Genomic DNA, 13,153 nt, shown 5'->3' with positions numbered 1-13,153 from the left:
GACGCATTATCCCAGGTGCATTTTCTGTCACTTCCCAGAGAAGTGAATCGTTTAGCAACAGGACAGATTCCGCATGACTGACAACAATACCGCATTAAAGAAGGCTGGCCTGAAAGTAACGCTTCCTCGGTTAAAAATCCTGGAAGTGCTTCAGGGTCCAGACAATCACCATGTCAGTGCGGAAGACCTTTATAAACGTCTTATCGACATGGGTGAAGAGATTGGGCTGGCCACTGTATATCGCGTGCTGAACCAGTTTGATGACGCGGGCATTGTTACCCGTCATAATTTCGAAGGCGGTAAATCTGTATTCGAACTGACCCAGCAGCATCACCACGATCACCTGATCTGCCTCGATTGCGGCAAGGTCATTGAATTTAGCGATGATTCCATCGAAGCGCGTCAGCGTGAAATCGCAGCTCGTCATGGCATTCGCCTGACCAACCACAGCCTGTACCTTTACGGTCACTGCGCTGAAGGGGATTGCCGCGAGAATGAACACGCTCACGACACAAAATAAGTTAGCGTTCATACTCTGAGCCAGCCGTAAGGTTGGCTTTTTTTTGCCTGAAAAAAGCCCGGTCAGCAAAGTGCCACCGGGCGTAGATCAACTCATTTGTTGTTATTGCGTATCTCGTTCCAGATTTTATCGCAACGCTTCGCCACTTCCTGATCGTTACCGGTTTTACGTGCCTGGATGCAGGCCTGATAATCCATCACGCGAACATTCTCCTGCGTCGCGAACGCCTCATGCGCTTTCTCTTTCTTTAGCACATTTAGTACGCTCTGGCAGGCTTCAATCTTCTCAGGCGATCCTTCCGCGGTATTAATACAGGCGCTATACGCCTCCTTCAGACGGGCGTCCTCTTTCGGCGCCTGAGTCTGAACACACGCCACCAGCCCTGATGCCATCAGCGCGACGATTACGATTTTTTTCATCATATGCAGTCTCCAGACCGGCGGGACTCAGCCCGCCGGTGTGCTCATCAGAAGATGGTGAATGGGGCAATAACCATGAATTTGACGTCACGTTCATCCTGGAAGATGTTGCCGTAACCGCCCGCATAGCTTGGGATATCGGAGTGATTGTCATACTGCGTGAAGTGCAGCTTAAACATCGTGCCTTTCGCACGGCCATCCTGCAGGGTGTAGATAGCATCCAGGCTGTAGGAGGACTCTTTCAGGCGATAGTTTGGATCGTAGTACGCATCCGGCGTCGCCATGTCTGCTGGTTTTGCATCCCAGGCGTAAGCGTAAGAAGCGCCCACCGCCCAGCCCGGCAGGTTCCAGTTTTTCAGGTCATACATGGCGCCGAAGAAGACCGCTTTCTCGCCGTCGGCGTTAAAGTCAGAGCGGTTATCCCACCAGATATCCAGACGACCGTTAGATGAGGCATAGGTCGGCGTCATACGCTGCAGGAAGTAGCCCTGCTGCCCTTCCGCCTTCACCCATGTCCCTTCCAGGCGCAAATCAACCTGGCCGACCTTGTAGCCAAAGGTTAACGCCTGCAGCCACGCGGTACCGTTATAAATGTCATTTACGCTGCCATCGCTGACCTTATCGCGCGTACCGTAGAACTGGTAGCTGGTGCTCAGCGGACTACCGGCGATATCAAATTTGTAGCTGGCTTTAGCAAAATACTGATCGATATAGCCTTCCGCCTGACCAAATGCGGCTTCCAGAACCAGATCGTTTTTGAAATCGTACTTCGCGCCCAGCGAGTGGAGGTAATCGACTTTGGTTTTCTTATCGTTCTGGTAGAACTTGTCCATCTCAATGTGCCACGGCGCTTTGTACTCGTTGGTCCACATATAGGAGAAGCTCAACGCACCTGCATCACCGTAGTCAAAGTTAGCCCCGGCTTCTGCCCCCTGATAGGTACCAGGCATAAAGCTCCAGTGCGGCGCTAACAGCGTCTGGCCGGTTGGCTGAATATAGCCCCCACGCGCCCATACCGGGCCGTATTTGAATTTCGCTGCGGCCTTATAAAGGCTGATACCGCTTTTATCCCCCGACCAGTCTTCGTCATAGGCTTTATTACTGGAGGAGAAGGCAATTTCGTTCGGGTGGCCGCTGTCGCCATTTTCAGCCATTTCAATCGCCGTAAACGCGGCAATATCCAGACCGAACATATCGGCGGCGTAGCCTGACTGGAAGTCCAGGTTGGCGTTCCAGGTGGAGTGAGAGAGGTTGGTTTTGTATTTATCTTCTGTGACATCTTTACGGTCACGTTCACGCTGCCAGTAATAAATACCGCCAGTGAGGGTAGAATCTTCGATGAAACCTGCTGCTTTTGCCTCTGGTGTCACCACCAGGCCCGACATTGCTGTTACACCGGCAATAGCCAGCGCCAGCGCACTACGTTTGCCACTGAACGTACGCATAGATTATTCCTCTTTGACGAATTAAAACGCCTTAAACGGCGAAAATATAAAAGACCAAAAGGCCAGGGGTAGTTATAAATACCCTCGAATTAACTACCGTCTTTAGGTTATTTTTCGCGACGCGAATTATCAATGCTTTTCAGTGGGTAAAAGTCAGGATTATGACGAAGTGCACATAATTGGTAGTGATTTGTAACATTTGGCCGGATGCGAGGTGTGGCGGGGGTAGAGAAGGTAATTTCAGCGTATCAGATCGTAATAAAACCCGTATTTGTCTTAATTCTCTTTTTTATGAAACAGACAAACTTTTTTTAGAAAAATAAGTAGCACCGCATTGACCAAAAATTTTAGCTGGCCTAATTACGGGCCTACTTTAACGATATGATCATTAAATAAAAAAACGCCGCTATAAGCGGCGTTTGTTTCTCATTGACCAGTGAAGCGTTATTATTCGCCGATCTTGGTCCAGGTATCACGCAGACCTACGGTACGGTTAAATACCGGTTTTTCTGCCGTGCTGTAACGGCTGTCCAGGCAGAAGTAACCTTCACGCTCGAACTGGAACGCTTTGCCCGCTTCAGCGGCTTTCAGCGATGGCTCCGCATAACCCTGCTTGATCACCAAAGATTCCGGGTTGATGGTCGCCAGGAAGTCTTCCGCCGCACCCGGGTTAGGTACGCTAAACAGACGATCGTACAGACGAATTTCTACCGGCAGCGCGTGGGAAGCGCTCACCCAGTGGATCACGCCTTTCACCTTGCGGCCGTCTGCCGGATCTTTGCTCAGCGTCTCAGCATCGTACGAACAGAAGATGGTGGTAATGTTACCTTCAGCATCTTTCTCTACGCGCTCGGCTTTGATGACGTAGGCGTTACGCAGACGAACTTCTTTACCCAATACCAGACGCTTGTACTGCTTATTGGCTTCTTCACGGAAGTCAGCACGGTCGATCCAGATCTCACCGCTGAACGGCACGTCGCGGCTTCCCATTTCCGGTTTATTCGGATGGTTAGGCATAGAGACCAGCTCGCTTCCACCCTGCGGGTAATTTTCAATCACCAGTTTCACCGGATCGATAACGGCCATCGCGCGCGGGGCGTTTTCGTTAAGATCTTCACGAATGCAGGATTCCAGAGACGCCATTTCGATGGTGTTGTCCTGCTTGGTCACGCCGATGCGTTTGCAGAACTCACGAATAGAAGCGGCAGTGTAACCACGACGACGCAGGCCGGAGATGGTCGGCATGCGCGGGTCGTCCCAGCCCTCAACGTGCTTGTCGGTCACCAGCAGGTTCAGCTTACGCTTGGACATCACGGTGTATTCCAGATTCAGACGAGAGAACTCATACTGACGCGGATGCACAGGAATGGTGATGTTATCCAGCACCCAGTCGTACAGACGACGGTTATCCTGGAACTCCAGCGTACACAGCGAGTGGGTGATGCCTTCCAGCGCATCGCTGATGCAGTGGGTGAAGTCGTACATCGGGTAGATGCACCACTTGTTGCCGGTCTGGTGGTGTTCTGCGAACTTAATGCGGTACAGCACCGGATCGCGCATCACGATAAACGGCGACGCCATATCGATTTTGGCACGCAGGCACGCTTTACCTTCTTCGAAGCCACCGGCACGCATTTTTTCAAACAGCGCCAGGTTCTCTTCCACGCTGCGATCGCGGAACGGGCTGTTTTTGCCCGGCGCAGTCAGCGTACCGCGATACTCGCGGATTTCGTCCGCAGACAGCTCGTCAACGTAGGCCAGACCTTTGTTGATCAGCTCCACCGCGTAGGCATACAGCTGATCAAAATAGTCAGAGGAGTAGCAGATATCGCCAGACCAGTTGAAGCCCAGCCATTGCACGTCGTTTTTAATGGACTCAACGTATTCGATGTCTTCTTTTACTGGGTTGGTGTCATCGAAACGCAGGTTGCACTGCCCCTGGTAGTCTTGCGCAATGCCAAAGTTCAGGCAGATCGATTTCGCGTGACCAATGTGCAGGTAGCCGTTCGGCTCCGGCGGGAAACGCGTATGTACCGTGGTGTGCTTACCACTGGCCAGATCTTCATCGATGATCTGACGAATAAAGTTACTCGGGCGGGCTTCTGCCTCACTCATCGTGGATTCCTCAAAGCGTAAACAACGTATAACGGCGTATGATCTTATAAGCCGGACGTAGTGACAACCCTTAGTTACGGAAAATACGTATCAGATGAAAATAATGGGGGCGTTTGCTGCAAAAAAAAGCGGCGGAGGATATCCCCCGCCGCTTAAGGCATGACTCTACTCAGGAGCGATTACTTGCCTTTAATCTCATACAGCGGTGTCTGACCCGCAACCACCTGACCTTTCGCCTGGAGTACCAGACCGCTAAAGTCGTCGATGTTGCTGCACACGACCGGACTAATCATCGAGCGCGCGTTGGCGTTCAGGAAGTCCAGATCCATTTCCAGAATCGGCTGACCTGCCACCACTTCGGCCCCCTCTTCCACCAGGCGAGTAAAGCCCTGACCGTTCAGCGCTACGGTATCGATCCCCATATGGACAACGATCTCCGCGCCTTTTTCGGTTTCGAGGCAGAACGCGTGGTTGGTGTTGAAGATTTTCACGATGGTGCCTGCCGCCGGAGACACAACGGTTTTGTCCGTTGGTTTCACCGCCACGCCGTCACCGACCGCTTTGCTGGCGAACGCTTCGTCAGGCACCTGCTCAAGGTCAACCACGTCACCCGTTACCGGAGAGACCAGCGCGGCCACCGTCACGGCGTTCGGCACGGCCTGCGGCTTAGCAACTGGCGCAGCCGTCGACGCAGGCGCGCTGTCGGCTGATGCCGCCGCGACCGGGCCACGGGCAACCACTTTCTTCATTTCGTCGCCAATGGATTCCGCTTTGGCGCCTACGATAACCTGGATAGTTTGTTTGTTCAGTTTAACCACGCCCGATGCACCAAGGCGTTTACACATTGCGTCGCTTACGCGCGCCGAGTCACCCACCGTCAGACGCAGACGGGTGATACAGGCGTCAATCGCTTTCAGGTTGTCAGTCCCACCGACGGCAGCGATATAGCTGGTCGCCAACTGAGTCAGACCCTCTTCGGTATTGCTGTTGGCTTCGTTGGTGACCACTTCGTCTTTGGTATCTTCGCGGCCTGGTGTTTTGAGGTTAAACATACGAATAACCGCAGTGAACAGCACGAAGTAGATGACGAAGAAGACCAGACCCATTACCACCAGCATCCAGACGTTCTTGCTTGCCGCCGGCAGGTTGTACATCAACACGTAGTCGATCGCGCCTGCAGAGAAGGAGAAGCCAGCATGGATGCCCAGCAGGGTCGCCACAAACAGGCTGATACCGGTCAGGACCGCATGCATGAGGTACAGCACCGGCGCCAGGAACATGAACAGGAATTCCAGCGGCTCGGTTACACCGGTCAGGAACGCGGTAATCGCAACGGACAGCAGCATGCCGCCAACCATTGGGCGACGCGCTTTTGGCGCAGCCAGGTACATTGCCAGTGCAGCGCCCGGCAGACCAAACATCATGATTGGGAAGAAGCCAGACATGAACATACCCGCGGTGCCGTCACCCGCATAGAAGCGGTTGATGTCGCCGTGGAATACGGTGCCCGCAGCATTGGTGAACTCACCAATCTGGAACCAGGCGATGGTGTTCAGCACCTGATGCAGACCGGTTGGGATCAGCAGACGGTTGATAAAACCAAAGATACCTGAGCCCACTGCACCCGCAGAAACAATCCACTCGCCGCCCGCATGGATAGCATGCTGCACCGGCGGCCAGACGTAGCCAAAGATAGCTGCCAGGATCAGACAGAAAAAGCCCGTCGCAATTGGCACAAAACGTTTACCGCCGAAGAAGCTCAGGAAGTCAGGCAGTTTGATACCCGCCCAGCGGTTGTACACGGCACCACCGACCAGACCAGTAATGATACCCGCCAGTACACCCATGTTGATTTCCGGGTTGATGGTTACCATCGCTTTCGTGAGGATGAAGTAACCTACCGCCCCTGCCAGTGCCGCAGCACCGGCGCTGTCTTTTGACCAGCTTGACGCCACGCCGATGGCGAAAATCAGCGCAAGGTTGTCAAAAATGGCGCCGCCTGCCTGGGCAATAAACGGCACGTTAAGAAGATCGGGTTGCCCGAATCGCAGCAGCAACGCTGCAACCGGTAGCACGGCGATAGGGAGCTGCAAAGCCCTACCGAGGCGCTGGAAAAAACCTAAAATATTCATCCTATTCCCCCTACGAGACCCATTATTAAGACTCGCGCATAAACTATGTTTTTATTGTGTCACGAACGATAGATACAGTTGATAATTCACTGGCAGTCTGAGTGTGTGAAAAATTAATTCGTATCGCAAATTAAACACCTATTTTTTGTGATTATTGTCACCAAATATCGTATTCCTTCCTCCCTTTCACTGGCTAACAGCCAAAACTTATTTTATCATTCAAAAAATCAAGACGGATTGATCCGGCCTGAAAGGTTCCAGGTTACGCTTAAGCATCAGGTTCCGATACCCATCCGCCCACTCTTCTACTTAAACTTTGAGGTGAACAATGAGACTGATTCCCCTGGCAACTGCTGAACAAGTCGGTAAATGGGCCGCTCGCCATATCGTTAACCGTATTAATGCCTTCAAGCCTACTGCCGATCGTCCCTTCGTTCTTGGCCTTCCAACCGGTGGTACCCCACTGACCGCGTACAAAGCGCTGGTTGAAATGCATAAAGCGGGCCAGGTTAGCTTTAAACACGTTGTGACCTTCAACATGGACGAATATGTCGGCCTGCCAAAGGTGCATCCTGAAAGCTACCATAGCTTCATGCACCGCAATTTCTTTGATCACGTTGATATCCCAGCTGAAAATATTAACCTTCTGAATGGAAATGCGCCTGATATTGACGCAGAATGCCGTCAGTACGAAGAAAAAATCCGTTCTTACGGTAAAATCCACCTGTTCATGGGTGGCGTGGGCAACGATGGTCATATCGCGTTCAACGAACCAGCTTCTTCTCTGGCTTCCCGTACCCGTATTAAAACGCTGACCCATGACACCCGCGTGGCAAACTCCCGCTTCTTTGACGGTGACGTGAACCAGGTTCCAAAATACGCCCTGACCGTTGGCGTAGGCACCCTGCTGGATGCCGAAGAGGTGATGATTCTGGTACTGGGCGGCGTGAAAGCGCAGGCGCTCCAGGCAGCCGTTGAAGGCAACGTTAACCACATGTGGACCATCAGCTGCCTGCAGCTGCATCCAAAATCAGTCATCGTCTGCGACGAACCGTCCACGATGGAGCTGAAGGTGAAAACGCTGAAATACTTCAACGAGTTAGAAGCTGAGAACATCAAAGGTCTGTAATTGAATAACCGCCTCTTCTGTCAGAGGCGGTCGCTTTTTTTAACCGGGGGTCGATATGTACGCTTTAACCCACGGTCGGATTTATACCGGCCATGAAATTCTGGATGACCATGCGATTGTTATCGCCAATGGCCTGATTGAACGTGTTTGCCCGCTGGCGGAACTGCCGCCGGAGATAGAACAGCGCTCACTCAATGGAGCAGTAATCTCCCCCGGTTTCATCGACGTACAGCTTAACGGCTGCGGCGGTGTGCAGTTCAATGACACCGCCGAGGCGGTGACGGTTGAAACGCTGGAAATCATGCAGAAAGCTAACGAGAAATCAGGCTGCACCAGCTATCTGCCGACGCTCATCACCAGCAGTGATGACCTGATGAAACAGGGTATCCGCGTCATGCGCGAATACCTGGCCAAACACCCGAACCAGGCGCTGGGTCTGCATCTGGAAGGGCCATGGCTGAACATAGTGAAAAAAGGCACGCATAACCCGGATTACGTGCGCAAGCCGGATGCTGAACTGGTCGACTACATGTGTGCCAATGCTGATGTGATCGCTAAAGTGACGCTGGCGCCTGAAATGACCGGTACTGAGGTCATCAGCAAACTGGCTGCCGCCGGGATTGTGGTTTCAGCAGGCCACTCAAACGCCACGCTGAAAGAAGCCAAAGCGGGCTTCCGTGCCGGCATTACCTTTGCGACCCACCTTTACAACGCCATGCCGTATATTACCGGCCGTGAACCGGGCCTGGTCGGGGCGATTCTCGACGAACCAGACGTCTACTGCGGCATTATCGCTGATGGCATGCACGTTGATTACACCAACATTCGCAACGCCAAACGGCTGAAAGGTGACAAGCTCTGCCTGGTCACCGATGCCACCGCGCCAGCAGGTGCAAATATTGAGCAGTTCATTTTTGCTGGTAAAACAATATACTACCGCAATGGACTGTGTGTGGATGAAAACGGTACGCTGAGTGGCTCCTCTTTGACCATGATTGAAGGGGTGCGTAATCTGGTGGAGCATTGTGGGATTTCGCTTGATGAAGTCCTGCGTATGGCCACCCTTTATCCGGCTCGCGCCATCGGCGTGGATAAACAGCTCGGCGGAATTGCACCAGGTATGGTTGCAAACCTGACGGCATTCACACACGATTATAAAATTATTAAGACCATCGTTAATGGTAACGAGGTCGTCACTGAGTAAGTAAAAGTATGACACCAGGCGGACAAGCTCAAATCGGTAATGTCGATCTCGTTAAACAACTTAACAGTGCGGCGGTTTATCGCCTGATTGACCAACATGGTCCAATCTCGCGGATCCAGATAGCCGAACAAAGCCAGCTTGCTCCCGCCAGCGTGACAAAAATTACCCGCCAGCTCATTGAGCGCGGTTTGATCAAAGAAGTCGATCAGCAGGCCTCCACCGGGGGCCGCCGCGCCATCTCCATCATTACCGAAACCCGCAACTTTCAGGCCATTGGCGTCCGGCTTGGTCGTCATGACACCACGCTCACGCTGTACGATCTGAGCAGCAAAGCCATTGCGGAAGAGCACTACCCGCTGCCCGAGCGCACTCAGGAGACGCTGGAACACGCGCTGCTGAATACTATCGCGCACTTTATTGAAAGCTGTCAGCGCAAGATCCGCGAACTGATCGCCATCTCCGTCATTCTGCCGGGCCTGGTCGACCCGGAAAGCGGTGTGATCCGATACATGCCGCATATTCAGGTTGAGAACTGGGCGCTGGTCGACGCGCTGGAAAAACGCTTTAAGGTGACCTGCTTTGTCGGCCATGATATTCGATCTTTAGCGCTGGCTGAGCACTACTTTGGTGCGAGCCAGGACTGCGAAGACTCTATTCTGGTGCGCGTACACCGCGGTACGGGCGCAGGGATTATCTCCAATGGCCGTATTTTTATTGGTCGTAACGGTAACGTTGGCGAGATCGGCCACATCCAGGTTGAACCGCTCGGCGAACGCTGCCACTGCGGCAACTTCGGCTGCCTTGAAACCATCGCCGCCAACACGGCCATCGAGCAGCGCGTTCGCCACCTGCTTGAGCAGGGTTATCAAAGCCGCGTCACGCTGGACGATTGCAAGATAGGCACCATCTGCAAAGCCGCCAATAAAGGCGACGCGCTGGCCTGTGAGGTGATCGAGCAGGTAGGTCGCCATCTGGGGAAAACCATCGCCATCGCCATTAACCTGTTTAACCCGCAGAAAGTGGTGATCGCCGGAGAGATTGTTGAAGCGGAAAAGGTGCTGCTGCCCGCCATCGAAGGCTGCATCAACACCCAGGCGCTGAAAGCATTCCGACAGAACCTCCCGGTGGTTCGTTCGAAGCTTGACCATCGCTCGGCGATTGGCGCGTTTGCGCTGGTCAAGCGCGCCATGCTCAACGGGATCCTGCTCCAGCATTTGCTGGAATCCTGATCGAACCTTATAGTAACGCCTTCTTTTTTTGATGTCGGAATGTCCATGACCATTAAGAATGTAATTTGTGATATCGACGGCGTGCTGATGCACGACAACATTGCCGTGCCGGGTGCTGCGGAGTTTCTTCACCGCATCATCGACAAAGGAATGCCACTGGTTCTACTCACGAACTACCCTTCCCAAACCGGTCAGGATCTGGCGAACCGCTTTGCCACCGCAGGCGTCGACGTGCCGGACAGCGTGTTTTATACCTCCGCAATGGCAACGGCCGATTTCCTGAAGCGTCAGGAAGGAAAAAAAGCCTACGTGGTCGGTGAAGGCGCGCTGATCCACGAGCTGTATAAAGCAGGCTTTACCATTACCGATGTGAACCCGGACTTTGTGATCGTGGGTGAAACGCGCTCCTTTAACTGGGAGATGATGCATAAAGCAGCCTACTTTGTCGCCAATGGTGCGCGTTTTATTGCCACCAACCCGGATACGCACGGCCGTGGTTTCTATCCGGCCTGCGGCGCGCTGTGCGCCGGTATTGAAAAAATCTCCGGCCGTAAGCCTTTTGTTGTCGGCAAACCGAGCCCGTGGATCATCCGCGCCGCGCTGAATACGATGCAGGCACACTCAGAAGAAACCGTCATTGTTGGCGACAACCTGCGCACCGATATTCTGGCTGGCTTCCAGGCGGGGCTTGAAACCATCCTGGTACTTTCTGGCGTCTCGCAGCTTGATGACATCGATACGATGCCCTTCCGACCAAGCTGGATTTACCCCTCTGTCGACGAAATCGACGTTATTTGATTCTGAACCACGTCCCAGGGCGTGGTTTTTCATTTTCAGCTTATACAAACAAAAAACCATCTAACAAAAAACCCTTTTCATTGCATAATCATCAATAAAAGGATGTGAGTCGTAATCTTTTTTCACTATTCCGCAATCACTATTGCACTTTTTCCGTTTTGGCCCGTAAAACCCTTGCGCCCCTCCCCCCTTTTGCGGCATTTTCATAAGCAAGCAACATCACAATGCAACAGGGTTAACGGAGAAGGTTATGTGTTCAATTTTTGGCGTACTGGATATTAAAACTGACGCGGGCGAACTGCGTAAAAAAGCACTCGAATTGTCCCGCCTGATGCGCCATCGCGGCCCGGACTGGTCAGGCGTTTACGCCAGCGACAAAGCGATTCTGGCTCACGAACGCCTGTCGATTGTTGACGTCAACGCCGGTGCACAGCCGCTGTATAACGAGAAAAAAACGCACGCGCTGGCTGTCAACGGTGAAATTTATAACCATCAGGCGCTGCGCGCCGAGTACGGCGACCGCTACGCCTTCCAGACCGGCTCTGACTGTGAAGTGATCCTGGCGCTGTATCAGGAGAAAGGCCCGGAGTTCCTCGACGAGCTGCAAGGCATGTTTGCCTTCGCGCTGTACGACAGCGAAAAAGACGCTTACCTGATTGGCCGTGACCATATCGGTATTATCCCGCTGTACATGGGGCACGATGAACACGGCAACTTCTATGTCGCGTCCGAAATGAAAGCCCTGGTGCCGGTCTGCCGCACCATCAAAGAGTTCCCGGCGGGCAGCTATCTGTGGAGTAAAGACGGTGAAATCCGTTCGTACTACCAGCGCGACTGGTTTGACTATGACGCGGTGAAAGACAACGTGACGGATAAAGCCGAGCTGCGTCAGGCGCTGGAAGATTCCGTGAAAAGCCACCTGATGTCAGACGTGCCTTACGGCGTACTGCTCTCCGGCGGTCTGGACTCCTCCGTGATCTCCGCGATCACCAAGAAATTCGCGGCTCGTCGCGTGGAAGATCAGGAGCGCTCCGAGGCCTGGTGGCCGCAGCTGCACTCCTTTGCCGTGGGCCTGGAAGGGGCACCGGATCTGAAAGCCGCGCAGGAAGTGGCAAACCACCTCGGCACCGTGCACCATGAAATTCACTTCACCGTGCAGGAAGGTCTGGATGCGATCCGCGATGTGATCTATCACATTGAAACCTATGACGTGACCACCATTCGCGCCTCCACGCCGATGTACCTGATGTCGCGTAAGATCAAGGCGATGGGCATCAAGATGGTCCTCTCCGGTGAAGGTTCTGACGAAGTGTTTGGCGGCTACCTGTACTTCCACAAAGCGCCAAACGCCAAAGAGCTGCATGAAGAGACCGTGCGTAAGCTGCAGGCGCTGCATATGTTCGACTGTGCGCGTGCCAACAAAGCGATGTCGGCCTGGGGCGTGGAAGCGCGCGTGCCGTTCCTGGATAAGAAATTCCTCGACGTGGCGATGCGCATCAACCCGCAGGATAAAATGTGCGGCAACGGCAAAATGGAAAAACATATCCTGCGTGAATGTTTTGAATCTTACCTGCCGGCGAGCGTGGCATGGCGTCAGAAAGAGCAGTTCTCTGATGGCGTTGGCTACAGCTGGATCGACACCCTGAAAGAGGTGGCGGCGAAGCAGATTTCTGACCAGCAGCTGGAAACCGCAAGCTTCCGCTTCCCGTACAACACGCCGGGCTCGAAAGAAGCGTACCTCTACCGTGAGATCTTTGAAGAGCTGTTCCCGGTGCCGAGCGCTGCCGAGTGTGTTCCTGGCGGTCCGTCAGTGGCCTGTTCATCCGCAAAAGCCATTGAATGGGATGAATCTTTCAAGGCGATGAATGATCCATCGGGGCGTGCGGTAGGCGTTCACCAGTCCGCCTACAAATAATCACAACGATTTCAAACAGGCCCCTCAGGGGCCTGTTTTTTTTGCCTCACATTTCACCACCAAAAACCGATTAATAACCAATAATTGCCGAATATTCGGTCACGCTGTTCGCAACCTAACCAAACAGTCACATTCCGGCTATTTTCGTTGAAAAAGGTGTTGACGCTGCAAGGGTCTATACGCATAATGCGCCCCGCAACGCCGATAAGGTAACGCGAAAAAAAGATGGCTACGTAGCTCAGTTGGT

The 13,153-nt window shown here is 53.2% G+C and carries 10 protein-coding genes and 1 pseudogene; 6 read left to right on the top strand and 5 right to left on the bottom strand.

Annotated elements, in window-relative coordinates; translation table 11 throughout:
- The first annotated feature begins 73 nt into the window (after positions 1 to 73).
- The gene (gene fur / locus INF77_RS20430) at positions 74 to 520 is read left to right on the top strand and encodes a ferric iron uptake transcriptional regulator (RefSeq protein WP_028012361.1); all 447 of its coding nucleotides are present in this window, start codon (positions 74 to 76) and stop codon (positions 518 to 520) included.
- A gap of 92 nt (positions 521 to 612) precedes the next feature.
- On the opposite strand, the gene chiQ is transcribed toward fur, so the two are convergent.
- The 4 genes from chiQ to nagE all read right to left on the bottom strand — a co-directional run bounded on the left by chiQ (position 613) and on the right by nagE (position 6,631).
- On the bottom strand, positions 613 to 939 hold the full coding sequence (chiQ, locus tag INF77_RS20425; RefSeq protein WP_028012360.1) for a ChiQ/YbfN family lipoprotein: 327 nt from the start codon (positions 937 to 939) through the stop codon (positions 613 to 615).
- Positions 940 to 986: 47 nt separating this feature from the next.
- Positions 987 to 2,384: a chitoporin gene (chiP, locus tag INF77_RS20420; protein ID WP_028012359.1), complete on the bottom strand. Its 1,398-nt coding sequence runs from the start codon at positions 2,382 to 2,384 to the stop codon at positions 987 to 989.
- Positions 2,385 to 2,831: 447 nt separating this feature from the next.
- Positions 2,832 to 4,499, bottom strand: a complete 1,668-nt coding sequence (gene glnS / locus INF77_RS20415; RefSeq protein WP_041910779.1) for a glutamine--tRNA ligase — start codon at positions 4,497 to 4,499, stop codon at positions 2,832 to 2,834.
- Positions 4,500 to 4,678: 179 nt separating this feature from the next.
- Positions 4,679 to 6,631, bottom strand: a complete 1,953-nt coding sequence (gene nagE, locus INF77_RS20410) for a PTS N-acetyl glucosamine transporter subunit IIABC (protein ID WP_028012357.1) — start codon at positions 6,629 to 6,631, stop codon at positions 4,679 to 4,681.
- Positions 6,632 to 6,959: 328 nt separating this feature from the next.
- Here nagE and nagB point away from each other — a divergent pair, with 328 nt between their 5' ends.
- The 5 genes from nagB (at position 6,960) to asnB (ending at position 12,906) form a co-directional block, all read left to right on the top strand.
- Positions 6,960 to 7,760 (top strand): glucosamine-6-phosphate deaminase, encoded by an 801-nt coding sequence (gene nagB, locus INF77_RS20405; protein ID WP_193532021.1) that lies wholly within the window; start codon positions 6,960 to 6,962, stop codon positions 7,758 to 7,760.
- Positions 7,761 to 7,815: 55 nt separating this feature from the next.
- Complete coding sequence (nagA, locus tag INF77_RS20400; RefSeq protein ID WP_193532022.1) at positions 7,816 to 8,964, top strand: N-acetylglucosamine-6-phosphate deacetylase; 1,149 nt, start codon at positions 7,816 to 7,818, stop codon at positions 8,962 to 8,964.
- Positions 8,965 to 8,972: 8 nt separating this feature from the next.
- Positions 8,973 to 10,193 carry an N-acetylglucosamine repressor gene (locus INF77_RS20395; protein WP_028012354.1) on the top strand — a complete coding sequence of 407 codons (1,221 nt, stop codon included), beginning with the start codon at positions 8,973 to 8,975 and terminating at the stop codon, positions 10,191 to 10,193.
- 45 nt (positions 10,194 to 10,238) lie between these two features.
- On the top strand, positions 10,239 to 10,991 hold the full coding sequence (gene nagD / locus INF77_RS20390; RefSeq protein ID WP_150143074.1) for a ribonucleotide monophosphatase NagD: 753 nt from the start codon (positions 10,239 to 10,241) through the stop codon (positions 10,989 to 10,991).
- A gap of 250 nt (positions 10,992 to 11,241) precedes the next feature.
- Positions 11,242 to 12,906, top strand: coding sequence for an asparagine synthase B (gene asnB, locus INF77_RS20385; protein WP_045261094.1), 1,665 nt, complete (start codon positions 11,242 to 11,244; stop codon positions 12,904 to 12,906).
- Positions 12,907 to 12,959: 53 nt separating this feature from the next.
- Here the strand turns inward: asnB and INF77_RS23345 are convergent.
- Positions 12,960 to 13,153: pseudogene (locus INF77_RS23345) on the bottom strand (hypothetical protein); the annotation flags it as partial.

The organism is Enterobacter cloacae complex sp. P1B (assembly GCF_014982345.1).
Lineage (GTDB): Bacteria > Pseudomonadota > Gammaproteobacteria > Enterobacterales > Enterobacteriaceae > Enterobacter > Enterobacter bugandensis.
Note: the sequence above shows the minus strand (reverse complement) of the source record. Positions and strands in the feature narration are given on the sequence as shown.